A 23,924-nucleotide genomic window follows, 5' to 3' on the forward strand; every position below is an offset into this window, starting at 1 on the left:
CCCCCGGCTCCACGCCCCTTGGAGCGCATTGACTTGAAGAACTGGGACGACCTCCGCTACCTGGTTGCCGTGCACAAGACCGGCTCTATGAGCGCCGCCGCACGGCTTCTTGAAACCAATCCCGCGACGGTCTCCCGCCGTCTGGCACGCCTGTCAGAGACGCTGGGCTTCGATCTCTTCCTGAAGACCCCGCAAGGGTGGACGGCGAACGAGGCGATCGGCGAGTTGATCGAAACGATCACCGCCTTCGAGAACGAGATCGAATCCTACCTCAATGCCCGCGACACCAGCGCGAGCGGTGCCAATGGGCACGTCAGCATCGGCTGCTCCCCCTCCATCACCGCCAGCATCCTGCTGCCCGGTCTGAAGGACTTCCTCACCAGCCATCCGGAGCTGGAAATCAGCTTTGCCAACCAGTTCTACCAGGATGCGCTCGGCGACAACGACCTGTTCATCTCGGCCGTCCGGCCCCAGCAGGGGCGCCTGGTCGTGCGTTTCATCGGGAAGTATTCCACCAACGTCTATTGCTACCCCGACAGCCCGCGCAACGGACAGTGGGTCGGCCTCCACGGGCTGCATGACCGCTACCCGCCGCTGCAGCACGCCCGCACAATCATGGGTGGTCGGGACCCGGTGATCCGTGTCGAGACACTTCTGGATGCGCTCAACACCGTTCGCAGCACCGGCCTGCCCGGAATCGTGCCCACGCTCGCCGCGCAAAGCGATCCCGGCCTGATCCCCTTCGACCCCGACAGCCGCCCGCTGCAGACGCCGCTGTACCTGTGTTTCCACGAAACCCGTCGCAAGGACCCGCTTCTTCAATTGGTTGCGGACTGGATCACGGCACGGTTCAACGACTTCGAAACGACCTGAGGTCTTCTGATCAATGCAACCGCAGGTATGTCGGGCATTTTCATCCCGACAAGCCTTCCGCATGCCCATAGTTCTTGTCATGCGCAACTGAACGTGTTCCATTGGGACCCGGGAAGGTACCAAACCTCTCCCAACGGTTGAACAGGGACAAAATTTTCAGATACAGATGCCCCCGGTTCCAGGGCCCGCAACGGGCTGTCCGGATCGGAGATGGCACATGTCTTCGGAGGGGGCTCAACGCGCCCGTTCAGCGGCGGACCCCGGTTCGCAGCGCCCTCCAAACCAAGGCTTGGCGCTTCTACCCCGTCAATCCCTTTCACTCGGCCGGCCCGAACAGCCGGCCGTTTTCTTTGCGCCCCTCGCCGCGTGACGCGCAGTTTCACAGCCACGGCAGACCGCCATCGCACACCGGGAAGCCGCGTCACCCGCACAGCACGGCGGGCGCTTTTGCAGGGTCCGATGGGCGATTGCATCGTTTACTTTCAGGAAAAACACTGCAATTTCGTTCGGGCCAGCCGGTCAGGGCCCGCCCGCCTTTGCCCGGACCGGCTCCTTTCAGGTACACCGGCCCAGACGTCGGCCCAGACACGGATGGTTTCCATGATCAAGTCTTCCCCTCGTTTCCCGTCCACCCGCAGCTGCCTTCCCGCGCTCCTGCTGCTTGCGCCGATGCTCAGCCCGGCTGCCGCCCAAGCACAGCTCGTGCTCGACGGCCAGGTCAAGGTGGAGGTCGCCCACAATGACGATACCGGCGTGAACACCAAGCGGATCCGCGGCAGTTTCGACGGCATGATCTGGAACAACATCGGCGTTCAGCTCGACCTCGGCACCGGCAAGCACGAGAATCACACCTCGACCGCGCCCTCGGCCACACTGCACCTCTACCATGCCCCGACCGACTCCCTATCCTACGGTGTCTACCTCGCCGCAGAGGACCGCCGCCCGGGCAACTCCTACTTCTGGGGTGGGGAAATCGCCTACGAGGCCAATGGCTTCGGGGTCGAGGCCTACGCCGCCTACCGCGACGACATCGCCGAAACCACGGACGGCAGCCGTTACGGGGTCGACCTGACCTATGTGGCCACCGGCGCCCCCCGCTGGACCTTCCTTGCCGGCGCCGTGGCCGACAACGGCGATCCGCTGGATCGCAGCTATGGCTACATCGGTGCCACCTATGCGCTGAAGGACGGGATCGACCTGGGCATGACCGCCGGCAGCACCGATGACGGCGCGGCCATCGCCTCCGTCCTGGTGACCTTCACCTTCGGTGACGGCCCCACCTTCCGCGCCCGGGACTCGCTGGAACAATACCCCGGCTACTGATCGCCGAAGCCGCAACGCGAAGGGCCGCCCGGGAAAACCCCGCGCGGCCCTTTTCATGTCTCACCGCCACGCGGGGTCAGAGATCGTAGATCTCCGAGAACTTGGCCTCGATGTAATCCAGCAGCGGCCCCGCCGTCGGCGCCTTGCCGCAGGCCCGGGTGATCACGTCGCGCGGTTCGTACAGCCCGCCGTGACGCTGCACCTTCTCTGCCAGCCAGCGGGTGGCGGGCGTGGTGATGCCCTTCGCCAGTTCCGCGTCCAGGTCCGGGACCTCGGCCCGCATCGCCTCGGCCAGGCAACCGGCGTAGACATTGCCCAGGGAATAGGTCGGGAAGTAGCCGAAGAGGCCGCAGGACCAGTGCACATCCTGCAGACAGCCAAGCGAAGCGCGCGGCACGGCATAGCCGAAGTCGGCCTCGAACCGGTCGTTCCAGGCCGCTTCCAGATCCGCCACCTTCAGGTCACCGGAAATCAGCGCCTGTTCCAGGTCGAAGCGCAGCATGATGTGCAGGTTGTACTGCAGCTCGTCCGCCTCGGTCCGGATGTAGTCGTTCTTGACGTGGTTCACGGCGGCATAGAAGGCCTCGGGGCTGTCCACACCGATCTCTCCGAAATCGGACCGCATCTGGTGGAACATCCATTCGGTGAAGGCGCGCGACCGGCCCAGCTGGTTCTCGTAGATCCGGCTCTGGCTTTCGTGCACGCCCATCGACACGCCCTGCCCCAGCGGGGTCAGCATGTAGCCCGCGTCGATGTTCTGCTCGTAGCAGGCGTGGCCGACCTCATGGATGGTCGAGTAGAAGCAGTTGAACGGATCCTCGGGATTGGTCCGCGTGGTGATCCGCACATCCGCCCCGGAGCCGGAGCTGAACGGATGCACCGCCTTGTCGATCCGGCCCCGCTCCATGTCGTACCCGAAGGCCAGCGCCAGCTTGCGGGTGAACGCCATCTGCGCATCCGCCGGGAAATGTCCCTTCAGCGCGGCGGGCTCGGGCTTTTCCAGGACCTTGCCGCGCAGCGCCACCAGGCGCGGACGCATCTGTGCGAACATCTCGCCCAGCTGGGCGGCCGTGGCGAAGGGTTCGTAATCGTTGACCAGCGCGTCGTAGACGCTCCCGCCATCCGCCCCGCCATCAGCCAGGGCCTGCCCCTCCTGCTGGCGCAGCTCGATCACCCGGGACAGCACCGGCGCGAAGGCGGCGAAGTCATCCTTCGCCCGTGCCTCGGCCCACTGGCCCTGGGCCACGGACATCACCCGCGCGATCTCTTCGGCCAGGTCCGAAGGGATCTTGCCGGCCCGTTCGTAGTTCCGCCGGATATGGCGCAGCTTGGCGGCATCCGCCTCGCTCATCTCTGCGCCTTCGCAGGCGGCAAGCCACTCTCCCAGGCGGGGATCGGTGCGGCGGGCGTGCAGCACGGCTTCCATCGCCGCCATTTCCTCGCCCCGCTGCTCGGCCGCGCCACGCGGCATGTAGGTCTCCTGGTCCCAGCCCAGCCGGCCGGCAACCTGGCCCAGGGCCTCGGTCTGTTTCTGGAAGGCCAGCAGCTCGGCCAGGGGAAGGTTGGTTCCGGTGGTCATCTCAGCCTCTCACGCTGGTGGAAACGGGATATGCGGCGGCAAAGCGGGCGCGGATGATCAGCACCCAGGTCAGCACCGCCCACAGCTGGTGGGTGATCGCCACATGCAGCTGGGCCGCGGTCATCACCGCCGTGATCCCCAGGACGACCTGCCCCCAAAGCGCGATATAGGCCAGGGTAAAGGCGCCACGGGTCGTCTTGTTGGGCGAGCGGCGCGCCTTCAGGAAGACCACCGTGCCGAAGATCAGCAACAGGTAGCCCCAGCACCGGTGGATGAACTGCACCAGACCGGGATTTTCCAGGAAGTTGCGCCAGACCGGCTCGATATCGAAGGCATAGGGCGGGAAGACCTGCCCGCCCATCAGCGGCCAGTCGGTGTAGCTGCGCCCGGCGTCGATCCCGGCCACCAGTGCGCCCAGCAGGATCTGGATGAAGGCCATGTGCATCCACCCGGTGCCCAGGCTGAAGGGCTTTGCCTCCCGCGCGCGGCGCGCCTGCATCAGGTCGCGCTCTTCCCGGCCCAGCAGGAAGACGTACCAGGCAATCGTGCCCAGGATGCCGAAGGCCAGGCCAAGGTGCACCGCCAGCCGGTACGACGCCACGTCCAGCATGTCGTTGCCGAGGCCGGAGGACACCATCCACCAGCCGACCGCACCCTGCAGCCCGCCCAGGACCCCCACGAGGAAACTGCGTTTCAGCCAGCCGGCCGGCATGCGGCCCGCCACCCAGAAACCGAAGAACCCGATGGCCCAGACCAGCCCGATGGCACGGCCCAGGTTGCGGTGGCTCCACTCCCACCAGTAGATCTGCTTGAAGTCAGACAGCTGCATCCAGCTGTTCTGCTCCGCAAACTCGGGGATCTGCTTGTAAAGGTCGAACTCTGCCTGCCAGTCCGTGGCATTCATCGGCGGCAGGGCCCCGGAAATCGGCTTCCACTCGGTGATCGACAGGCCGCTGTCGGTCAGACGGGTCAGCCCGCCCAGGGCAATCATCGCGACGACCATCAGGAACAGGATCGCCAGCCAGATGCGCAGCCCGCGCCGCGCCCCCCGCTTGCCCGCATCAATACCGCCGGTGCGGATCTCTGCCTTCTGGTCGGTGCCGACCTCTTCGAAAATGCTGCGCTTCTCGCTCATGCATGGCCCTCGCTGGCTCTCATTGGCCCGCGGACCCTAGTCCCGACTATGGCCGGGGACAAGCCACAGGCATGTTACGGACGGGTGTATCCGTCAGGGTGAGACAGTCAGTCGCCGCGTTCTTTCCAGCGCACCATCTGGCGCAGGATCCCGTGCATCATCTGCACGTCCGACCGCGTCAGCGGCATCCGCGACCACAGGTTCCGCAGCACGATCTTCATGCCCTCCGCCTTGGTCTCGGGAAAGAAGAAGCCCGCCTCGTCCAACCGGTTTTCGTAGTGATCGGCCAGCTTTTCCACCTCGACGTTGGTGGCCCAGTCCGCGCCCGCCATCTCGATCCGCTCCGCCTCCACATCGACCGCCTGACGGCGCCATTCATAGGCCGTCAGCAAGACGCATTGCGCCAGATTGAGGGAGGCGAACTCCGGGTTCACCGGCACGTTGATGATCGCATTGGCTCGCGCGATGTCGTCGTTTTCCAGCCCGGCACGCTCCGGCCCGAAAAGCACGGCAACCTTCTCGCCGCCGGAAATCTTCTCCCGCGCGATCTCCATCGCGCGCTCCGGCGTCACCACCGGCTTGGTCAGCCCCCGCGCCCGCGCGGTGGTGGCAAAGACGTAGGAACAATCCTCCAGCGCATCCGCCGTGGTCTCGCACAGCATCGCCTCGTCCAGCAGCCGCCCCGCGCCGGAGGCCATGGCAACCGCCTTCTGGTTCGGCCATCCGTCGCGCGGGCTCACCAGCCGCATCCGGTCCAGGCCGAAGTTCCACATCGCCCGCGCGGCCCCGCCGATATTCTCCCCCATCTGGGGACGGACGAGGACGAAGGCTGGCTGGGACATGGGAGATACCTCTTTTGACTGAAGCCTCCTCCTATCCCCGCCGGCCTTCCCTGTCGAGGGTGCCCCGGCCCGCCGACGCCTCCGGCAGGCGTATTTCCGGCGGGTTGAGGCCGCAACCGCGCCCCATACCGTGCAGGCCACGCCCGCCTCCGAACCTGCCGCACGGCTCCGGGTGCCGTCCCCATCCCTTCAACCCGGCCGAATTACTCCGGAAATACTCTGGGGAACGCGCGGCACGCGCGGGGGGCAGCGCCCCCTCTGCCCACGCATTCCCTTTGCACCGCCAACGCTTACGCGTTATAGCGGCGCGAAACTCGAAGAGGCTCGCATGTCCCAGGAAGAACAGCCGCAGATCTACCTGATCTCCCCGCCCGAATTCGACCTGATGGAATTCCCCGACCGGCTTGCCGCCGTCCTGGACGCGCGGGAGATCGCATGCGTGCGCCTCGCGCTCGCCTCCCACGACGAAGACCGCATCTGCCGGGCCGCCGACGCCCTGCGCGAAGTCACCCATGCCCGCGACGTGGCCCTGGTGATCGACCGCCATATTCTGCTGGCCGAACGCATGGGGCTGGACGGTGTCCACCTCGAAGACGGCTCCCGCTCGGTCCGCAAGGCGCGCAAGGCCCTTGGCAACGACGCCATCGTCGGCGCCTTCTGCGGCACCTCCCGTCACGACGGCATGACCGCCGGCGAAGCGGGCTGCGACTACATCTCCTTCGGGCCGGTGGGCGAAACCGCTCTCACCGATGGCGAAACCGCCGAATTCGAGGTCTTCGAATGGTGGTCGCAGATGATCGAAATCCCCGTCGTCGCCGAAGGCGGCCTGACCCCCGATCTGGTGGGCAAGCTGGCGCCGGTGACCGATTTCTTCGGCATCGGCGATGAAATCTGGGCCTCCGAAGATCCCGTCGCCGCGCTCAAGGCGCTGACCGACCGGTTCTGATCCTCAGCTCTCGCGCTGCCAGTCCCAGGGCATGCCGCCGCGCACCTGCGCTTCGCAGGCCGCGGCCAGGGCTTTCCTGTCCGCGAAATCCGCGACCTTCAGGGGCGGGTGGTAGATCACCTCGACCCCGCCCTGCGGCCACGCGGCCAGCACCTTCAGGAAGCTCGCGCCGAATTCCATCGCGCCCCACCAGCCATAGAACCGCGGCTCGCCCCCGCGCGGCGCGCGGTAGAGGACGCTGACGGGCTGGATATGGCAGAAGTCCCGCAGCTCCGGGTCGAAGAAGGCCCCGAAGAGGGAGGACTTGAACGGCAGCACCCGCCGCCCGTCGGTCGATGTGCCCTCGGGGAAGAACATCAGCCGCTGACCGGCGCGCAGCCGTTCCAGGAACACCTCCTGCTGACGTTTCGCATCGCCCCGGCGGCGGTTGATGAAAACGGTGCCCGTGGCCTTCGCCAGCTGCCCGATCCCCGGCCAGCCCCCGACCTCGGACTTCGACACGAAGAAGACCGCCCGCGGTGCCGACAGCGTGAAGATATCGAGCCAGCTGGTGTGGTTCGACACCAGCGCGCCTCGCTCCCGCATCGGGCGTCCCGTCACCTTCAGGCGCATCCCGGAGACGAGGAAGAACGCCCGGCAGGTGATCATCTGGAACACCGGCGACACCGGGCGGCGCAGGCCGCAGAAGGGGCTTTCGACCAGCCGCACCAGCAGCAGCAGGATCAGGCAGACCAGCAGGATCAGCCCCAGGGCCAGGACACGCAGCACGACACGGCCCCAGCCGGCGGGCGTGATCTTCACCTCTTCCGGCGGCGTCTCGGACTCCCAGGTCTGGTTCATTTCACTCTCCGCGCCGGAACAGGCGGCTCTGCTTCTCGTTCAGAAGCCGGGTATCCAGGATCAGGCAGACGTCGACCGTGTTGAAGGCATGATCCACGTAGGCGCCCTCCCCCACGAAACCACCCAGCTTCAGGTACCCCTTGATCAGCGGCGGCACCGCGCGCATCGCCGCGACCCGGTCCAGCTCCCCCTCGGGCACGAGGTCCATCCGCTGAAAGGCCCCCGGCTGCGCCCGCACCCGCAGGGGCTCCGGCGCCAGGTGGCGGGCATGGAGCACCGAAAGCGGGGCAGCCAGGGCCTCGATATCGGTGCCATGGAAAGAGGCCACGCCGAACAGGATCTCGATCCCCCTCTCGGCCACGTAGTCTGCCAGGGCGGCCCACATCACCATCATCGCCGGGCCGCCGCGATAGTCGGGATGCAGGCAGGACCGGCCCAGTTCCAGCAACCTGCGCCCGGATGCTGTCAGCTTCGACAGGTCGTATTCATCGGCGGAATAGAACTGCCCCGCCGCCTTCGCGGCGCTGTCGGTCAGCAGGCGGTAGACGCCCACCACCTGCTCCCGCAGCGGCCCCGGACGAGAATGGTCGATCAGCAGAAGGTGGTCGAAATGGGGATCAAAGCGATCCTGCTCCAACCGGGCGGCGTGATCCACCATGGCCCCACCTCCGCCAAGCTCCTCGACGAAGACCTTGTAACGCAGATGCTGGGCGGCGTGGATTTCCGCCTCGCTGGCGGCCAGGCGGGTTTCGAAGTGCGGTCCGTTTGCGGTCATGCCTGCCTGTGCTGTCCCGGTTCCACGGGGCGTTCCCCGCGCCGGCCTGCCGCCGGTTGCGGTGTTTTAGGCAAGACCCGTCGTCAGGGCAAGGACCCGCGCCGCCCCAGGCAGGCAGGCGGCGGGGCACATCCGGGGCCGATTTCCCGGCAGGATGGGGCGAAAACTCCGACCTATTGCGAATAGCTTGATCCGTAAAAGTCGAATTAACCTCTTCTATACCATTCGGCGGCTTCAGTGGTCGAAGACAGGAATCAGGTCCACCCGATCCCCGTCGATGACGACCTTGCCGGCCTCGGGGAAGTTCACCGTGATCCGGCCGCCGATATTGGACTGCACCTGCCCCACGCCCCATTCGGGTTGAGAGGGATGTCGCACGCAGGTGCCGGGTTCAAGAAGGGAGTTGAGGCTCATCGGGGGTCCGATCGGGTTAAGAGTTGACCGTTTGCAGGTAGGAAGGATCTCCGATGCAGAATACGCATCTTCTGGCGTCACTGATAGGGTCACGGATCTGCCATGACCTGATTTCCCCGGTCGGCGCCATACAGAACGGGCTGGAACTGCTCTCGCTCGATGGCGGCCTCAAGGGGCCGGAGATGATGCTGATCTCCGATTCCGTTTCCGCCGCCTCCGCCAAGATCCGCTTCATGCGCATCGCCTTCGGCATGGCCGGTGACGGGCAGAAGATCGGCCGCCGCGAAGTGGCCGCCATCCTCGACGATCTCAGCCGCTCCGGCCGGATCACCTATGACTGGACGCCCCAGGGGGACTTCCTGCGCACCGACATCCAGGAGGTCTTCCTGGCGCTGCTCTGCATGGAAAGCGCGATGCCGCAGGGGGGTACGATCACGGTCACGCGCCCCGATGACAGCGACACCGGATGGGAAGTCTCGGGGCCTGCGCTGATCAACCGCCCCGACCCCGCCTTCTGGGAGGCCCTGACAGGCGATGGCGAAGACGCCGCCATCATGCCCGCGCATGTGCAATTCGCCCTGCTGCCCGCCCTCGTGCGCGCCCGTTTCGGCACCCTCGATCTGCGCGCAGGCGAGGGCTGCCTCACACTCACCTTCTGAGCCTGAACGCAAAGGGCGCGGCCACCGTCGGCGCCGCGCCCTTTCCGGGATCCTGCGGATCTCAGCTCCGGACCGTGCCCTTGCCGGTCACCTGGTACTTGAAGCTGGTCAGCTGCTCGGCCCCCACGGGGCCACGTGCATGCAGCTTGCCGGTGGCGATGCCGATCTCGGCGCCCATGCCGAACTCGCCCCCATCCGCAAACTGGGTCGAGGCGTTCCACATCAGGATCGCGCTATCCAGCCGCTCGAAGAAATAGGCCGCGGCCTTTTCGTCCTCGGTGATGATCGCCTCGGTGTGCTGGCTGCCATAGGCCCGGATATGCTCGATCGCCTCGTCGACGCCGTCCACCAGCTTGGCGGCACAGATCATGTCGAGGAATTCCTTCCCGAAATCATCCGCCTGCGCCGGGGTGACACCCGCCACCTTCTGCAGCTCACCAGCGCCGCGCACCTCGACCCCGGCCTTCAGCAGCGCCTCGACCAGGATCGGCCCGTGCTGGGTGTAGAACCGCCAGTCGATCAGCAGGCACTCCATCGCCCCGCAGATCCCGGTGCGCCGGGTCTTGGCGTTCAGCACGATTTCCAGCGCCATGGCCGGATCGGCCGTCGCGCCCACATAGGTGTGGCAGATGCCTTCGAGGTGGGCAAAGACCGGCACCCGCGCCTCGCGCTGGACCAGGCCCACCAGGCCCTTGCCCCCGCGCGGCACGATCACGTCGATCGTCTCCACCATGGTCAGCATTTCCTTGACCGCCGCCCGGTCCCGGGTCGGCACCAGCTGGATCGCGGCCTCGGGCAGGCCGGCGGACTTCAGCCCCTCCACCAGGCAGGCATGGATCGCCCGCGAGCTGTGGAAACTTTCGGATCCGCCCCGCAGGATCACCGCATTGCCCGACTTCAGGCACAGCGCACCGGCATCGGCGGTCACGTTCGGGCGGCTCTCGTAGATCACGCCGATCACGCCCAGGGGCGTGCGCACCCGCTTGATGTTCAGCCCCGTCGGCATGTCCCAGTCGGCGATCACATCCCCCACCGGGTCCTTCTGCTCCGCCACGGCGCGCAGACCGTCGACGATGCCGCGAATCCGCGCCTCGTCCAGCAGAAGCCGGTCCAGCATCGCGGCGCTCAGGCCCTTCTCCTCGGCATAGACCATGTCTTCGCAGTTCGCGGTGATGATCTCCTGCCGGCGGTTCCAGACGGCCTCGGCCGCCCCGATCAGGGCCGCGTGCTTGCGGGCTGGGGAGGCAAAGGCCAGTTCGGCGCTCGCGGCCTTTGCGGCCTCGCCGATGGTGCGCATGGTGGCGGCGATATCCTCGATGTCCTTCATGGCCTTCTCCTTGCCTTCCTGTGTCGGGGCCTTCCTGTGCCGGGGCCTTCCCGCGCCGGGGCCTTCCCCGAAACCCGCCGTCCCGGCTGATCCGGGTCCGCTCGGGTGGTGGTGATACGCGCAGCCTACGCCACGCGCACCGCAACTGTCATGTCATCCCTGTGCACCAGCGCGGCGCGCCCGGGATAGCCCAGCAGATCCTCGATCTCCTGGCTCTGGTGGCCGCGAATGGCCTCCGCCTCCTCCGAGGTATAGCGCGTCAGCCCCTGGCCCAGGACCATCCCGTCCGGGCCAACCAGCTCGATCGCCTCGCCCCGGCCGAACTGGCCCTCGACCCGCGTCACGCCGGCCGGCAGCAGGGACCGGCCCCGCAGCAGCGCCCGCACCGCGCCCGCATCCAGAACGTAGCGCCCCTGCGGCTTCATCGAGGCGATCCAGCCCTTGCGCGCATGGCTCGGGTCGCCCTCGGCGGTGAACCAGGTGGCGGCGGCGCCTTCTGCCAGCTTTCTCAGCGGGTTGATCCGCGATCCCAGCGTGATCGCCATGGCACAACCCGCGCCGCTGGCGGTCTTGGCGGCCATCAGCTTGGTCTTCATGCCGCCCTTCGACAGGCCCGACCCGGCGTCGCCCGCCATGCCCTCGATCTCCGGCGTGATCCGCTCGACCACATCGAAGCGCGTCGCGGTCGGATCATCGCCGGGATTGGCGGTATAAAGCCCGTCGACATCCGACAGCAGCACCAACCGGTCCGCCCCGACGGTCACCGCGACCTGGGCGGCCAGCCGGTCATTGTCTCCATATCGGATCTCATCCGTGGCGACTGTATCGTTTTCGTTGACAATCGGTACCGCCCCGTAGCCCAGCAGGGCTTCCAGCGTGTTGCGGGAATTCAGGTAGCGGCGGCGGTTGGCGCTGTCTTCCAGCGTCACCAGCACCTGCGCCACGGTGATCCCGTGCCGTTTCAGCGCCCGGTCATAGGCGGCTGCCAGGCCGATCTGCCCCACGGCCGCGGCCGCCTGCGCCTGTTCCAGCGCCAGCGGGCCCAGCCCCAGACCCAGCACCCCGCGCCCAAGCGCGATGGAGCCGGAGGACACCAGCACGACTTCCGTGCCGCCCTTCTTCAGTTCGGCCACGTCATCGCACAGCGACTGCAGCCAGTTGGCCTTCAGATGGCCGGTCGCGGCATCGACCAGCAGGGCCGAGCCGATCTTCACCACAAGGCGCTTCGCGCCCGCCAGTGAAGGCGTCAGGGATGCCAAGGCGCATCCTCCTCTTCTTCGTCGCCTCCCTTGCGGCGCAGGCGATCGTCGTCAATGCGCGCGCGCAGGGCGCGCAGAACCTCTGTCGTGCCCTCGCCCGTGGCGCCGGACATGAACATGACAGGGCCGCCGGTCACCTCTTCCAGGAACTCGCGCTGCATTTCGCGCAGCTCCTCGTCCAGGGCGTCGACCTTGTTCAGCACGGTGATGCGTGGCTTCTCGGACAGGCCGGCGCCATAGGCTTCCAGCTCCCCGATGATGGTCTCGTAATCCTCGGCCACCTCGTTGGCCGTGCCGTCCACCAGGTGCAGCAGCACTGCGCAGCGCTCCACATGGCCCAGGAACAGGTCGCCCAGGCCGCGGCCCTCGCTGGCACCCTCGATCAGGCCCGGGATGTCGGCCACGACGAATTCCACCCCGTCCACACCCACGACGCCCAGGTTCGGGTGCAGGGTGGTGAAGGGATAATCCGCCACCTTAGGCCGCGCGTTGGAGGTCGCGGCCAGGAAAGTCGACTTGCCCGCGTTCGGCAGGCCCAGCAGGCCCACGTCCGCGATCAGCTTCAGCCGCAGCCAGATCGTGCGCTCCACCGCTTCCTGCCCGGGGTTCGCCCGGCGCGGCGCCTGGTTGGTCGAGGTCTTGAAATGCGCGTTGCCGAAGCCGCCGTTGCCGCCCTTCGCCAGGACGACCCGCTGGCCCACCTCGGTCAGATCCGCGATGACCGTCTCCTCGTCCTCTTCCAGGATCTCGGTGCCCACGGGCACCTTCAGGATGATGTCGTCGCCATCGCGCCCGGTCGACAGGCGGCCCATGCCGCCCTGCCCGTTCTGTGCGAAGAAGTGCTGCTGGTAGCGGAAGTCGATCAGCGTGTTCAGGCCTTCGACGGCTTCGGCGATCACCGAACCGCCCTTGCCGCCGTTGCCGCCATCAGGCCCGCCGTATTCAATGAACTTCTCGCGCCGGAACGAGATGCACCCGTTCCCGCCCGCGCCGGAGCGAATGTAGACCTTTGCGAGATCGAGGAATTTCATCGTGCTTTCCCTGCCGCAAAGGTCGCTCTAACTCAGGCGCGCCCGCGGCTCAATCGAGTTTTCGGATATAGGTCCAGGTCGCGACCTTGGCCCCCCGGGCGACCGAATAGCTCTCGGCATCGCCCACGTATTCAAAACCGTTCTTCGTCAGCACCCGGGCCGCGCCCGGGTTGTCCTGGAAGACCGAGGCGAAGAAGCTCCGGTCGCCCAGCGGGTTCGCCGCAATCAGCGCCTCCACCGCGGCAGAGGCCGCATGGCCGTTCCACCAGGCCGGTGCCACCCAGTAGCCGATCTCGGACTGTTCGCCGTCGATCCGCTTCAGGCTGATCACGCCCTTCAGCTCCGGCCCGCCCTGGCGGGAGGCATCCATCGCCCAGATCACCTCGCGCGGGCTTGGTGCCAGCGCCCGGGTGATGAAGCTGTCCGTCGTCCCCGGTGGCAGCGGATGCGGCACCGAGGTGGTCATCTTCGCCACCCGCTCGTCCCGCGCGTAAAGGTCGATCATGCCGCTGTCGGCATAGCGCAGCGGGCGCAGGTCCAGCTCCTCCCCCTCGATCACGGGTTGATCGAATTCGGGCGCGGGACGGTCGGCCGCGGCGGCCAGGATGGCGCTGCTGCGGGACTTGATCGGATCCTTGATACTGCTGTCGACCATTGGGGTGCTCCTCTGGGGGTCTGGCCCCTTCACCTCCTAAACGGCTGAGGGGACCGGCTTTAGCCGATCCCCTCTATCATGTGCGCATGAAGGTCGGCTTACTCGGCGGCTTCAGCGACTGGCAGGACGGAAATGAAGGTCCGGCCTTTAAGGCCCTTGTGGAACTTCACGTTGCCGTCGGTCGTGGCGAAGATCGTGTGATCCTTGCCCATGCCAACGCCTTCGCCGGGGTACCACTTGGTGCCGCGCTGACGTGCGATGATGTTGCCGGAGATGACGATCTCACCACCGAACTTCTTGATGCCGAGGCGGCGACCGGCAGAGTCGCGACCGTTGCGGGAAGAACCGCCAGCCTTTTTGTGTGCCATCTTGCGTGTCTCCTGTTAACGGGGCCCTTACTGGGCCAGTTCCTTGGCTTGCTCGACCCAGCCTTCGCGCTCGATGCGGCCCTTGAAGGACAGCTCTTCGTCGAACTTGGCAACGTCGGCGTCGGTCCAGGCTGCGATCTGGGCGAAGGAGGTGATGCCAGCGGCGATCAGCTTCTTCTCCAGGGCGGGGCCCACACCGGACAGTTTCTTCAGGTCGTCGGCGCCTTCGGCAGCCGGGGCGGCCTTGGGTGCAGCGGCCTTCTTCTCGGCCTTCTTGGCGGGCGCAGCTTCGACGACGCCAGCGATGGAGCCGGTGCCGATGGCGGCCTTGACGCCGGTCTTGTCACCACCCTCGGAGAGGATCTCGGTGATCTTCAGCAGGGTCAGCTGCTGGCGGTGGCCCTTGGTGCGCTTCGAGGAGTGCTTACGACGGCGCTTCACGAAGGAGATGACCTTGTCACCCTTGATCTGGTCGACCACTTCGGCCTGAACGGCAGCGCCGGTCACGAAGGGGGCACCCACGGTCACGGTGTCGCCACCGAGCATCAGGATGTCATTGAACTGGATCTTCTCGCCGGCATCAGCTGCCAGCTTTTCGACGCGCAGCAGGTCACCGGACTGGACCTTGTACTGCTTGCCGCCGGTTTTCAGAACCGCAAACATGTGCTCTTCCTTTTTCTGACGCGTCCTGCGGCCCCCGTTTCCGGTGTTGTGACCCGGTGAACCTTCGCCCACCTGTCGGTCGCCTTCGAACTGCGCGCCCTGTCATGGGCGAAATTGAAACGCCCGGCAAGGCACGGGCCCGCCGGGATGGGCGGCTTATCAGGGGGAACGGCCTGCTTGTCAAGCCCTGCAAGGGGCTGCGCGCGAAATCCCTAAAGATCCTCCCCCGCCATCAGGGCGGAGACCGACAGGCCAAGCGCGTGATAGGCTTCATTGTACAGCACGTTGAAGCCCGCGAAAAGGGCACCGTTCAGATGCCGGCCCGCCGCCGTGCCGGCCATCGCGACGTGGCGATCCAGCACCGGGTCGGGCAGATCGGCATAGGCATGGGTCAGGAAGGCGCGCAGCCAGCCTTCGCTTTCCAGCCGGATCTCCTCCTCCTGCTGCCAGACCTCCTGCTGCATCTGGGCTTCGCTCAGCGCCAGCGCACCGCCACGGGCCAGGCCCTCGTAGAACTTCAGGTTCGCGGTCAGGGCGCTGCCCAGGTTCATCTCCACCAGGTCGCCCGCCTCGATCATCGCGGTGACGGCGGCGAAAAGGTGGGGGTCCTCGACCTGCGCAAGGGCCGCCTCCCGATAGGCCGCCTCCTCCACCGCCGGGTCCAGCATCTCCTGCCGGGCTTCCATCTCGGCGGCCAGCACCATCTGCGCGTCCGGCCCCGCGTAGTAGACGATCAGCCGGTCAACCAGCGGCGCGCCCGCCCGGGCCATGCAGGTCACGAAAACGCCGCGCAGGGTGGCATCCATGCGCGGCGTGTCAAAGATCTCATCGGCGCGATCGCGCAGCCTGGGGGCCGCCGGTGGGCCAAGATAGTCGCGGGCCAGGCCCTCGCTCATCCGCAGCCCTTCCAGCCGCATCAGCGCAACCAGCCGCGGCATCTGCAGCAGCCGGTAAAGCTCTGCCGCGCCCTGCTCGCCCGCCCCCTGCTCTCCTGTGCCCGGGGCGCCGCCGCCCGGATCGGCCCGGGCACAGACCGGAAGGGTGGCCAGCAGCACCGGCAGGGCCACGGTCGCCAGGCGCGCCGCGGCCCCCACCATGGTTAAAGCTCCTCGCCCAGCTGGGCGCCCGAAAGCAGGCCCGCGGCGGTTTCGAACCGGTTCGCCATGACCTCGTACTGCACGGCGTTCATCAGTTCGTAGACCTTCTGCATGCCCGGATCCTCCAGCGCATCGGCATAGGCCTCGATCTCCTCGACCGTGAAGTCCTGGTAGGTAAAGGCCGCATTGGCTACCGCCCGCTGCGTGCCGTCGCTGCTCTGCATCTCGCGGAACTGCTGGGCGATCATGTCGCGCAGGTCGTCATCGCCGACCCGCAGCTCGATCACCCCGGCATTGCGCGCGGCGATCATGAAACGCGCCTGCACCTCCGCCATCGCCTCCGCGCCGTCGCTGGTGTCATCCAGCGCGGAGACCAGCCGTTCCAGCGCCGCGACGCGATCCACGTCCTTGTTTTCCAAAAGCTCGGTCAGCACGGCCATCGCCTTGTCGCCCCGCGTCGGGTCGGTATCCATGTGAGAGGCATCCTCGACCTCGACCAGCCGCTGGCCCAGTTCGCTGCCGTAGAAGTCGCGGGCGGTGCTCATCTCCTGCTCGGTCAGCGTCTCTTCCAGCATGCCAAGCGCGATATCCTGCATCTCGTCGCTGGTGAAGACCTTCTGGGCCATGACATTCCACAGCCCCTCGAAGCCCGGATCGTCGATGCCCAGCATCGCCGGGCCGTCCGGCGCCGACAGGGCGATCCCGTCCAGCGCCACGTCGAAACCGGTCACGCGCAGGAAATCCTGCGCCTCTTCGCGGCTGGCGGCCCGGCCCGGCAGGGCCAGCGCCATCAGCACCGCCAGGGTGCCCAGCACCAGCGTCAGCACCATCCGCGGCTGCGGCAGGGCCCGGGCAGCGCTGCGCGCCGCGACGCGGCCGCGCTGCGGACGTTGGAAGGGGCGTGTCTGGATCTCGGTCATCCGGTGTCTCCTCGTGATCATCACCCTAGATTGAAGCGCTTCGGCCCGGGCTTTCAAGCCCCCGCCCCCTCACCTTGCCGTGCATGACGGCCTTCGTCAGCTTTCTGGGCGGCTCCCCGCCGCATCTCCCATCATACCACCGATCCGGCCCCGCCGTACCCCCTGCCGTACTTCTGCCGTACCCCGACCCTGTCCCCGCCCTGCGCGCCCCTCCACAGGCCCCGCGCTGCCTCCCGCCCGGGTCCTGTCCGGCCCCGGATCAGCGCTCCCGCCCAGATTTCCTGTCATGTCCCTGAAAACCCCTCTTGAACCCGTCCGCGTTTCTCTTTAGACGGCCCTCCACGACCCCCGCGGAGAGGTGCCGGAGTGGTCGAACGGGGCGGTCTCGAAAACCGTTGATCCTTCACGGGATCCCAGGGTTCGAATCCCTGTCTCTCCGCCACTTTCCCCGAAAGCGGCATGCCCGGCCGGGGCCCGCAGGGCACTGGCCCTGCAGTTCCAGGCCCAGCAATCAGAGCTCAGCAACCCAGGGCCCGGCAGCCGATTGCCGCGCGGTCGAATGACCGCCATCGTAGCGCCGGCCCGATCCGGCTGCCCTCCGCGCATCACCCGCCCCCATCCCGGCCCCCATACCGGCCCTGCGGCGACCACATGCCTTGCCCTGCCCGGCCTCGCCTGCTCTGATCGCGGCAACCGACCTCCGGGATCCCCATGCGCTTCACCGTCCAGCACGACACGCTCTACCGCTATTCCACGCCCGTCCGCCTGGCCGAACACCTGCTGCGCCTGACACCGCGCGACGATGCCGGGCACTTCGATCACCGGCTGGAGGTCTGTCCCACGCCTGCCTGGCGCACGACAGGCCCGGATCCCGACGGAAACCGGATCACCCGGCTCGGCTTCGACACCGACACGACTGAACTGCGCATCACCAGCCGCTTCAGCGGCGACACCGCGCCGCCACGCCCAGCCCTGCCCGCGCTGCCGCCCCTGCCCTGGGCGCCCGCCGGCTTGCCAGAGTACCTGGGGCCCGGCGAAGACCCCGCCGTCACGGCCTTCGCCCGGGACCTCGCCGCCCGCGCGGGGGGCGATCCGGCGCGCTTCCTCCTGTTGCTGACCGAAACGCTCTACCAGCGGACGGACAGGCACATCCGGACCGAGGGCAACGCCCAGACCGCGCGCCAGACCCTCGACACAGCCCGCGGTGCCTGCCGCGACCTTGCGGTGCTCTTCATGGCCGCCTGCCGCAGCCAGGGCATCCCCGCGCGCTTCGCCTCCGGCTACCAGGCCCGGGCCGAATCCGTCGATGGCGGCCGGCACCTGCACGCCTGGCCAGAGGTTTTCCTGCCCGGCGCAGGTCCCGCCCATGGCTGGCGCGGGTTCGATCCAACCCACGGCATCGCCGTCACCGACGGGCACGTCGTCCTGGCCGCGGCGGCCGAACAATCCGCCACCATGCCGGTCGAGGGCGGCTTCTTCGGCAATGGCGTCACCTCGACCCTGACCTTTTCCCTGCGCATCGACACCGTCTGACCCGGCGGCGCGCGCGACGCCCTCAAACCGCCCCCCCAAAATCGCCCCGCGCGCCTCGGCCCTGACCCAGTGGCCAAACCTGACCCCCGGTTGCTGCCCAGGTTCTCAGCCCGAGGCGCGGGAGATAGCCTTCTGCCCCTGCACTTGCCCCGCACACCCGCCAGTCATTCGCTCCCTGACTTGGGTCATCCTCGGGCCGATCACTCAGGCTCACAACACCGCCCACAACACCGCTCTCAGACCCCGTCCGACGCCCCAGTCACCGGTCGCGGCTACATCGCCGCGCTCAGCATCCAGCGGTGCGGGCTGTCCTGCAGGGCCTGCGCCACCGCGTCGTAATTCGCCAGGATCTCGCTCAGCGGTTCGGGGTTCATCTTGCGATGCGACGGGGCCAGCGGCACCTCCTGCACGCCCATCACCTGCGCCGCAAGCGACCGGGTCTGTTCCGCGAAATTGCCCGCCTCGTCGAACATCTCCTCGTAGATCAGCTCATGTCCGTTGCGCAGCGGAGCCAGCATCTGCCGGATCGCGACATCCATGCCGATCAGGCGCTCGATCTCCGGGATCAGGGTGTCGGGATCCAGGGTGATCTTCGGCTTTTCCTCCTGCGCGCCCTCGCCAGCCATGGCAAACCACTTGCCCGACGCATTCAGCAGCGCCTCCGACACGATCAGCCGCAGCTTGTTGCGCCGCACGATCTGGATCACCGGCGCATCCCGGCCATCGATGAAGGAGACCAGGAAGGGGCGCGCATTGCTCACATCCTCCGAAACCGGGATCAGGTTCAGCCCCCAGTATTTCAGGTCCAGCAGCAGCGGACGCCCCGCCGCCTCCTGGCGGAGCTCGCCGATGTAATCCGCAAAGAGCCGCTGATGGCGGATCGGCCAGACCCATTTCGGATCCTCCGCCACCCGGCGCGCGACATAGCCGTAAAAACCCCGCTCAGCTTCCAGCTTGGCGCTCATGATCTCGTGACAGTTCAGCCCGCCGCACCGCTCCAGCAGGTCGCGAAAGACGGTGGTGCCGCTGCGATGGCGGCCCAGCAGGAAAATCAGGTCAGTCTGTGCCATGGGCAGGCTCCTTGCGGCGACGGATGGAGAGGACGGATCCCCGGGCCGGACCCGGGGCCCGAGTTGGCAGGGAGCCCAGTGAGAGGACGGCTTGCGTGGACCCGGCTGATCCGGGCGTCCCGCGAACGGGGCACCACACGCCAACCCACATGTCGGGCGCGCGTCTGGCCCCCTCGGGACAAGGCGCCCGACCTCTGCCGGCCCGAACACCTGCCCTGATATCGAGACGGATTTTCGTGCGGCTCCCTGCGGATAGGCGGGACGCCCTCCCGCCGCGCAGGCACATGCGGCTGGCCAAATGCGGGCCGCGGCACGCAGTGGGCGCGCCCGGAAGCCGGATCGAAGACCCCGCAAGGCCCGGCACCCCGCCCGCCCCCGGCGCAGCGCTGCGGTGCCCGCAAGACGGGCCGCGAAAACAGGCCATGGCCGCCACGGCACATCGCCCCGGGGGAAGGGAGCCGCACGGGGGCAGGATTGCCGGCACTCGGCCCGACAGCTGCCGGTTGGCTGCGCTTCAGGCCGGCAGGCTTCAGAGGATAGCGCCCAGGGGTGACACAGGTCGGGCCGGCACCCGTCAGGGGAACTACCGTCCGGGCGAAATCCATCAGGGGGATGGGTCCTGGCGCGCCGGGGACCGGGGTCTCTGGGTGCGGCCCGGCCGTTTTCCGGGTCGAATTTACAGGCAGCCTATTGTCAGGGATCATCGGCTCACCCCCTCTGCGTAAAGCGCCCGCGCCAGCATCGCCGCCCGCGCCGGATCCGCGCGGCACATCTCCAGCGCCGCCTCTCTCACCATCAGGCGCGATCCGGCATTCTGCCCCTCCGACCAGGGCCAGGACATGGATCCCTTGCGGAACCGGTAGAAGAACCCCTGCTCCGGCAGCAGCGCGCCCAGGTGGCCGCGCGCGGTGAATTCCAGCCAGAACGCCCAGTCGTCGCCCTCTCCGTTGCGGCGCGTGGCGTCAAAGCCGATATCGCGCAGGATCGCCGTGGGGATCAGGGCCGTCATCCGGTAGTCGTTGGTCAGCAGGTGCAGGTGGTCGCCCAGAAGATGCGCCAGCACCGGCTCCGCGCTTTCCCCGAAATTGCGCCGCTGCGGGATCACCGCGTCGGGCCGGGCCGGGTTCTCGTTCCAGGCCTCCAGCAGGTGGGCCAGCAGATCCGGCGCCAGCAGGTCATCGGTATCCAGGAACAGCGACAGCTCCGTCTCGCAGGCCTCCGCCAGGGTGTTGCGCGCCGCAAGCAGGCCGCCGTTGGGCTGCCGGATCAGCTGGCAATCGGGCAGCATCGCCCGGGCATAGTCGAACCAGGGCCGGGCGGCCTCGGGGCTGCCATCGTCGCAGATCAGCACGCGGGGCGGGCCCGCGCTCTGCCAGGCGAGGCTGTCGATGGTCTCAGGGAATTCCTCTCCGGGCTTGTAGGCGGGGATCAGTACCGTCACATCCCCCGGCCCCGCCGCGCGGCGCGCCACCGCATGGGTGCTGCGCCCCCGCTTGGCGCCCAGCGCGCGGTCGTAGACCTCTCCCATTTCGCCGGCGATCCGCTCCGGCGCCAGGACCTCCCGGCAATAGGCGCGGATATCGCGGCTGATGCCTCCCGCTTCCTCCAGCATGCGGGCCATCTGCCCCTGCATCTGCCGCACCGATCCCATCCTGGGATCCAGCAGGTGATGCAACCGTTCCTCGGGGAAGAACTCCGCCATGGGGGTGCCATCGCGCACCACCGGCAGCAGGCCCGCGTCGATACTCTCGATACAGGCGTAGGAGAAGGTCTCCGCACTGCCCAGCTGCGGACAGATCGCCCCCGCCTCCAACAGGTCCATCGCCCTCTCCCGCGGCAGGTAGTCGCTGAAGAAGACCGCCTCCCGCAGGCCGGGCGCCAGCCGGGCACGCACGTAATCCTGCATGTCCCGCATCCGGAAGGGCGTGTCCACGACCCGCCCCACCAGCCGGATCTGCCGCAGCGGATGCACCTCGTGCAGCAGGTTGGCGAGATAGATCAGCTTGTCGATCCCCTTGGAGATCGAGATGCGCCCCATGTAGAGGATCTCATCCCGCAGCCCGGGCCAGGGGTCTCCCTCCAGGCGGAAGGCATAGGGTTCGCGCACCTGGGCAACCTTGCCGGCAATGCCGTAGCTTTCAAGCCGGGCGGCGGCCGCGCGCGAAGGCGCGATCACCAGGTCGGACACCCGCGCCTGCTGACGCTCGCACAGGTGATTGATCCGCGCGCCCGCCTGCATCGGGATCTGGTCGGCCTCGAAGAAATCCTCGATGAAACCGTGGTTGTAGGTGACGAACAGGCAATCCCGCGCGCCCCTGCGGTTCTGCAGCGCCTGGTAGACCGACAGGCAGGGCGCCAGGAAATCCGTGGCCTCCACCACGTCGATCTCCCACTCCCGGATCTTCTGGGCGATCCGGTCGGCCAGCCATGTCGCGATGAACAGGTTGTGGCTCTCCACCGGGCAGACGCGCCAGACCTCCTTCGGGTCCACTGCCTCCACATGGACGTTCTCCCGGCGGAAGGGCGCGTGGCGCGCGGGGCGGGCAAAGGGCTGCACCTCGGACCAGGTGAACAGGAACACCTCGTGCCCCGCGGCCTCCATCGCCGGCACCATGTACTCCAGGTAGGTGGCAATCCCCCCCGAAGGGGTCAGCGGCGTCTCGCGGGAGACGTAGAGGATCCGCATCAGCCCTCCTCCACCGCCAGCACCTGGAAATGATCCAGTTTCAGCGCATAGACACCTGCCAGGGGCAGCTCCAGGATGACCAGCGCCTCGGTCACCTCCTCCAGGTTCAGCTCGGCCAGGGCGGCGGCCCCAAATCGGGCGCTGTGCTCGAAGGGCATGGTCGAAACCGGGATCCGGTAGCCCAGGTGATCCGTCGCCCGGCCATCCTTGCGGTGCAGCCGCAGCGTCAGCGTCACCGAACGCGGCAATTGCGCACTGTTGCCCGGCCCGATCTCGAAGAAGCTGACGGTATCGACCCGCAGCCCCCTGGCCGACTTCAGCGCCTCGACCGACAGGGTCGTTTCAAGGGTCACCCACCGGGGCTTCTCCACCAGCGGAAAGACCGGGTTCACCGAAAGCCGCGCCACGCCGCGTTTTGCCGGATCCCCGGGCGACAGCGCCTTGAGCCCGATGGTGGCCCCGGTAGCCCCAACCTCCTGGTCCATGCCGACCCAGACGCCCTTGGCGAAATGCTTGTAAGGCTCGACAGAGGTCGCAGCCAGCGGGGCCGCATCCCTGAACAGCGTCGACAGCCCCGAGGGGATCTCGCTCAACCGGTCCAGGTCCCCGGGCGCGACCTCGGAAATCTGGCTCTCGATCTCGGCCCGCAGGATGCGCACCATGCGTTCCATCCCGCTCAGCTGGGTCCGGATCCGGCCCAGGTTCGTCTCCATGTTCATCCTGCCCTCCCGCGGCAAAGCACGGCCGGCGGGAAGCGGCGGTTTCTCCGGCCGCGCCCCATCCAGCACCGCAACTGTCGCGGAAAGACGGTTAATTCGCCGTTAAACGAGATCGGCCCCCGGGCCGCTCCCGCGCCCCTGCGTCAGCAGGCCGCAATCGGCCCCGTTTCAGCCCCGGGCGGCGACCATGGCCTGCGCGTGCCTCAGCGCCAGCGCCATGGACCGCGGATCGGCCAGCCCCTTGCCCGCGATGTCGAAGGCGGTGCCATGATCGGGCGATGTCCGCACGAAGGGCAGGCCCAGGGTGATGTTCACCCCCTCTTCCAGACCAAGGTATTTCACCGGGATCAGCCCCTGGTCATGGTATTGCGCCACCACCACGTCGAACTGCCCCTTGCGCGCCTGCATGAAGACGGTGTCGCCCGGCCAGGGGCCGCTGGCGTCGATCCCCTCGGCGCGGGCGGCCTCGATCGCGGGGCGGATCACCTCGATCTCCTCCCGCCCGAACAGCCCGCCTTCCCCGGCATGGGGGTTCAGCCCGGCCACGGCCACCCGGGGCGTGGCAATACCGAAGGCGCGACAGCCCTCATGGGCCAGACGCATCGCCCTCAGGTTCGCCTCGAAGGTCGCCAGTTCCACCGCATCCTTCAGCGAAACGTGGATGGTCACCAGCACGGTACGGATCACGTCATTGGCCAGCATCATGGCCACTTCGACACCGCCTGCGTGATGGGCCAGCATCTCGGTATGACCGGGGAACTTCACCCCCGCGGCGCTCAGCGCCTCCTTGTGGATCGGCGCGGTCACGATGCCCGCGGCCTCGCCCGCCATGCACAGGCGGATCGCCTTCAGGATCGCGTCATGGGCGGCCTGCCCAGCCTCAGCGCTGACAGCCCCATAGGGCGCGGGCGCCGGAGCCGCTTCGCCGGTTTCCAGCAGCCGCAGATGCCGGGGCGACAGAGGCGCCTCGGCCATGCCCGTCACCACCTGCAGGGACCAGTCCCCCTCCAGCAGGCCCAGCGCCCGCTCGGCCACGACGCGCTGACCCAGCAGGACGCCCGCATCGGTCCCGGCCTCCGCCAGCGCCTTCAGCGCGATCTCGGGCCCGATGCCCGCAGGATCCCCAAGGGTGATGGCCAAACCGCTCATATCCGTATCCTTCACTGCCGCGCGGCACCGCAAAGGCCGCATTCACGCGCACCATAGCCCC

The 23,924-nt window shown here is 67.6% G+C and carries 23 protein-coding genes and 1 tRNA gene; 6 read left to right on the forward strand and 18 right to left on the reverse strand.

Features of this window, described 5'->3' with window-relative positions:
* Nucleotides 1-33 precede the first annotated feature (33 nt).
* Together AC2IR1_RS13240 and AC2IR1_RS13245 are read left to right on the forward strand one after the other, a co-directional pair.
* Complete coding sequence (locus tag AC2IR1_RS13240) at nt 34-873, forward strand: LysR family transcriptional regulator (protein ID WP_486472437.1); 840 nt, start codon at nt 34-36, stop codon at nt 871-873.
* Nucleotides 874-1,473: 600 nt separating this feature from the next.
* Nucleotides 1,474-2,196 (forward strand): hypothetical protein, encoded by a 723-nt coding sequence (locus tag AC2IR1_RS13245; protein ID WP_486472438.1) that lies wholly within the window; start codon nt 1,474-1,476, stop codon nt 2,194-2,196.
* A 76-nt stretch (nt 2,197-2,272) separates the two neighbouring features.
* On the opposite strand, the gene AC2IR1_RS13250 is transcribed toward AC2IR1_RS13245, so the two are convergent.
* From AC2IR1_RS13250 to AC2IR1_RS13260, 3 genes are all read right to left on the reverse strand, one after another.
* Entirely contained in the window at nt 2,273-3,775 is a 1,503-nt protein-coding gene (locus tag AC2IR1_RS13250) for a carboxypeptidase M32 (protein WP_486472439.1), read from the reverse strand.
* A 1-nt stretch (nt 3,776) separates the two neighbouring features.
* Entirely contained in the window at nt 3,777-4,910 is a 1,134-nt protein-coding gene (gene ctaA, locus AC2IR1_RS13255; protein WP_486472440.1) for a heme A synthase, read from the reverse strand.
* 107 nt (nt 4,911-5,017) lie between these two features.
* Complete coding sequence (locus AC2IR1_RS13260; protein WP_486472441.1) at nt 5,018-5,752, reverse strand: RNA methyltransferase; 735 nt, start codon at nt 5,750-5,752, stop codon at nt 5,018-5,020.
* A gap of 328 nt (nt 5,753-6,080) precedes the next feature.
* Between AC2IR1_RS13260 and AC2IR1_RS13265 the strand changes: the two genes are divergently transcribed.
* Nucleotides 6,081-6,698, forward strand: coding sequence for a thiamine phosphate synthase (locus AC2IR1_RS13265; RefSeq protein ID WP_486472442.1), 618 nt, complete (start codon nt 6,081-6,083; stop codon nt 6,696-6,698).
* A 3-nt stretch (nt 6,699-6,701) separates the two neighbouring features.
* On the opposite strand, the gene olsA is transcribed toward AC2IR1_RS13265, so the two are convergent.
* The 3 genes from olsA to AC2IR1_RS13280 all read right to left on the reverse strand — a co-directional run bounded on the left by olsA (nt 6,702) and on the right by AC2IR1_RS13280 (nt 8,727).
* Nucleotides 6,702-7,538, reverse strand: coding sequence for a lyso-ornithine lipid O-acyltransferase (gene olsA, locus AC2IR1_RS13270; RefSeq protein ID WP_486472443.1), 837 nt, complete (start codon nt 7,536-7,538; stop codon nt 6,702-6,704).
* A gap of 1 nt (nt 7,539) precedes the next feature.
* On the reverse strand, nt 7,540-8,313 hold the full coding sequence (gene olsB, locus AC2IR1_RS13275) for an L-ornithine N(alpha)-acyltransferase (protein ID WP_486472444.1): 774 nt from the start codon (nt 8,311-8,313) through the stop codon (nt 7,540-7,542).
* Nucleotides 8,314-8,547: 234 nt separating this feature from the next.
* Nucleotides 8,548-8,727 carry a DUF3553 domain-containing protein gene (locus AC2IR1_RS13280; RefSeq protein ID WP_486472445.1) on the reverse strand — a complete coding sequence of 60 codons (180 nt, stop codon included), beginning with the start codon at nt 8,725-8,727 and terminating at the stop codon, nt 8,548-8,550.
* Nucleotides 8,728-8,780: 53 nt separating this feature from the next.
* On the opposite strand from AC2IR1_RS13280, the gene AC2IR1_RS13285 reads away from it, so the two are divergent.
* On the forward strand, nt 8,781-9,386 hold the full coding sequence (locus tag AC2IR1_RS13285) for a histidine phosphotransferase family protein (protein WP_486472446.1): 606 nt from the start codon (nt 8,781-8,783) through the stop codon (nt 9,384-9,386).
* A gap of 61 nt (nt 9,387-9,447) precedes the next feature.
* Here AC2IR1_RS13285 and AC2IR1_RS13290 read toward each other — a convergent pair whose 3' ends face one another.
* The 8 genes from AC2IR1_RS13290 to AC2IR1_RS13325 form a co-directional block, all read right to left on the reverse strand.
* Entirely contained in the window at nt 9,448-10,713 is a 1,266-nt protein-coding gene (locus tag AC2IR1_RS13290) for a glutamate-5-semialdehyde dehydrogenase (protein WP_486472447.1), read from the reverse strand.
* A gap of 125 nt (nt 10,714-10,838) precedes the next feature.
* Entirely contained in the window at nt 10,839-11,972 is a 1,134-nt protein-coding gene (gene proB, locus AC2IR1_RS13295; protein ID WP_486472448.1) for a glutamate 5-kinase, read from the reverse strand.
* On the reverse strand, nt 11,960-13,003 hold the full coding sequence (gene obgE, locus AC2IR1_RS13300) for a GTPase ObgE (RefSeq protein ID WP_486472449.1): 1,044 nt from the start codon (nt 13,001-13,003) through the stop codon (nt 11,960-11,962). Before obgE ends, proB begins: the two co-directional genes overlap by 13 nt.
* 49 nt (nt 13,004-13,052) lie before the next feature.
* On the reverse strand, nt 13,053-13,658 hold the full coding sequence (locus AC2IR1_RS13305; protein WP_486472450.1) for a GNAT family N-acetyltransferase: 606 nt from the start codon (nt 13,656-13,658) through the stop codon (nt 13,053-13,055).
* Nucleotides 13,659-13,756: 98 nt separating this feature from the next.
* Nucleotides 13,757-14,026: a 50S ribosomal protein L27 gene (rpmA, locus tag AC2IR1_RS13310; protein ID WP_486472451.1), complete on the reverse strand. Its 270-nt coding sequence runs from the start codon at nt 14,024-14,026 to the stop codon at nt 13,757-13,759.
* 27 nt (nt 14,027-14,053) lie between these two features.
* The gene (locus tag AC2IR1_RS13315) at nt 14,054-14,689 is read right to left on the reverse strand and encodes a 50S ribosomal protein L21 (protein ID WP_486472452.1); all 636 of its coding nucleotides are present in this window, start codon (nt 14,687-14,689) and stop codon (nt 14,054-14,056) included.
* A 212-nt stretch (nt 14,690-14,901) separates the two neighbouring features.
* Complete coding sequence (locus AC2IR1_RS13320) at nt 14,902-15,786, reverse strand: hypothetical protein (RefSeq protein WP_486472453.1); 885 nt, start codon at nt 15,784-15,786, stop codon at nt 14,902-14,904.
* A 2-nt stretch (nt 15,787-15,788) separates the two neighbouring features.
* A complete protein-coding gene (locus AC2IR1_RS13325) occupies nt 15,789-16,706 on the reverse strand; it encodes a DUF2059 domain-containing protein (protein WP_486472454.1) in 918 nt (305 codons plus the stop codon).
* Between the two features lie 352 nt (nt 16,707-17,058).
* Here AC2IR1_RS13325 and AC2IR1_RS13330 point away from each other — a divergent pair.
* Both AC2IR1_RS13330 and AC2IR1_RS13335 read left to right on the forward strand, forming a co-directional pair.
* Nucleotides 17,059-17,148: transfer RNA gene (locus tag AC2IR1_RS13330), tRNA-Ser, on the forward strand.
* Nucleotides 17,149-17,417: 269 nt separating this feature from the next.
* Nucleotides 17,418-18,239 (forward strand): transglutaminase family protein, encoded by an 822-nt coding sequence (locus AC2IR1_RS13335; RefSeq protein ID WP_486472455.1) that lies wholly within the window; start codon nt 17,418-17,420, stop codon nt 18,237-18,239.
* 272 nt (nt 18,240-18,511) lie between these two features.
* On the opposite strand, the gene AC2IR1_RS13340 is transcribed toward AC2IR1_RS13335, so the two are convergent.
* The 4 genes from AC2IR1_RS13340 to pdxA all read right to left on the reverse strand — a co-directional run bounded on the left by AC2IR1_RS13340 (nt 18,512) and on the right by pdxA (nt 23,863).
* Nucleotides 18,512-19,309 carry a hypothetical protein gene (locus AC2IR1_RS13340; RefSeq protein WP_486472456.1) on the reverse strand — a complete coding sequence of 266 codons (798 nt, stop codon included), beginning with the start codon at nt 19,307-19,309 and terminating at the stop codon, nt 18,512-18,514.
* Between the two features lie 700 nt (nt 19,310-20,009).
* A complete protein-coding gene (locus AC2IR1_RS13345) occupies nt 20,010-21,995 on the reverse strand; it encodes a glycosyltransferase (RefSeq protein WP_486472457.1) in 1,986 nt (661 codons plus the stop codon).
* Complete coding sequence (locus tag AC2IR1_RS13350; RefSeq protein WP_486472458.1) at nt 21,995-22,714, reverse strand: hypothetical protein; 720 nt, start codon at nt 22,712-22,714, stop codon at nt 21,995-21,997. Before AC2IR1_RS13350 ends, AC2IR1_RS13345 begins: the two co-directional genes overlap by 1 nt.
* Before the next feature lie 168 nt (nt 22,715-22,882).
* On the reverse strand, nt 22,883-23,863 hold the full coding sequence (pdxA, locus tag AC2IR1_RS13355; protein ID WP_486472459.1) for a 4-hydroxythreonine-4-phosphate dehydrogenase PdxA: 981 nt from the start codon (nt 23,861-23,863) through the stop codon (nt 22,883-22,885).
* Nucleotides 23,864-23,924: the final 61 nt, after the last annotated feature.

This window comes from Pseudooceanicola sp. NS-SX8, from assembly GCF_057380755.1.

Coding starts and splice junctions, on each gene's coding strand:
- AC2IR1_RS13315 (WP_486472452.1), bottom strand. CDS start 14,689: ATGTTTGCGGTTCTGAAAACCGGCGGCAAGCAGTACAAGGTCCAGTCC.
- AC2IR1_RS13325 (WP_486472454.1), bottom strand. CDS start 16,706: ATGACCGAGATCCAGACACGCCCCTTCCAACGTCCGCAGCGCGGCCGC.
- AC2IR1_RS13305 (WP_486472450.1), bottom strand. CDS start 13,658: ATGGTCGACAGCAGTATCAAGGATCCGATCAAGTCCCGCAGCAGCGCC.
- AC2IR1_RS13320 (WP_486472453.1), bottom strand. CDS start 15,786: ATGGTGGGGGCCGCGGCGCGCCTGGCGACCGTGGCCCTGCCGGTGCTG.
- AC2IR1_RS13335 (WP_486472455.1), top strand. CDS start 17,418: ATGCGCTTCACCGTCCAGCACGACACGCTCTACCGCTATTCCACGCCC.
- olsB (WP_486472444.1), bottom strand. CDS start 8,313: ATGACCGCAAACGGACCGCACTTCGAAACCCGCCTGGCCGCCAGCGAG.
- pdxA (WP_486472459.1), bottom strand. CDS start 23,863: ATGAGCGGTTTGGCCATCACCCTTGGGGATCCTGCGGGCATCGGGCCC.
- AC2IR1_RS13285 (WP_486472446.1), top strand. CDS start 8,781: ATGCAGAATACGCATCTTCTGGCGTCACTGATAGGGTCACGGATCTGC.
- rpmA (WP_486472451.1), bottom strand. CDS start 14,026: ATGGCACACAAAAAGGCTGGCGGTTCTTCCCGCAACGGTCGCGACTCT.
- AC2IR1_RS13260 (WP_486472441.1), bottom strand. CDS start 5,752: ATGTCCCAGCCAGCCTTCGTCCTCGTCCGTCCCCAGATGGGGGAGAAT.
- obgE (WP_486472449.1), bottom strand. CDS start 13,003: ATGAAATTCCTCGATCTCGCAAAGGTCTACATTCGCTCCGGCGCGGGC.
- AC2IR1_RS13280 (WP_486472445.1), bottom strand. CDS start 8,727: ATGAGCCTCAACTCCCTTCTTGAACCCGGCACCTGCGTGCGACATCCC.
- AC2IR1_RS13250 (WP_486472439.1), bottom strand. CDS start 3,775: ATGACCACCGGAACCAACCTTCCCCTGGCCGAGCTGCTGGCCTTCCAG.
- AC2IR1_RS13350 (WP_486472458.1), bottom strand. CDS start 22,714: ATGAACATGGAGACGAACCTGGGCCGGATCCGGACCCAGCTGAGCGGG.
- olsA (WP_486472443.1), bottom strand. CDS start 7,538: ATGAACCAGACCTGGGAGTCCGAGACGCCGCCGGAAGAGGTGAAGATC.
- AC2IR1_RS13265 (WP_486472442.1), top strand. CDS start 6,081: ATGTCCCAGGAAGAACAGCCGCAGATCTACCTGATCTCCCCGCCCGAA.
- ctaA (WP_486472440.1), bottom strand. CDS start 4,910: ATGAGCGAGAAGCGCAGCATTTTCGAAGAGGTCGGCACCGACCAGAAG.
- AC2IR1_RS13345 (WP_486472457.1), bottom strand. CDS start 21,995: ATGCGGATCCTCTACGTCTCCCGCGAGACGCCGCTGACCCCTTCGGGG.
- AC2IR1_RS13290 (WP_486472447.1), bottom strand. CDS start 10,713: ATGAAGGACATCGAGGATATCGCCGCCACCATGCGCACCATCGGCGAG.
- AC2IR1_RS13245 (WP_486472438.1), top strand. CDS start 1,474: ATGATCAAGTCTTCCCCTCGTTTCCCGTCCACCCGCAGCTGCCTTCCC.
- AC2IR1_RS13340 (WP_486472456.1), bottom strand. CDS start 19,309: ATGGCACAGACTGACCTGATTTTCCTGCTGGGCCGCCATCGCAGCGGC.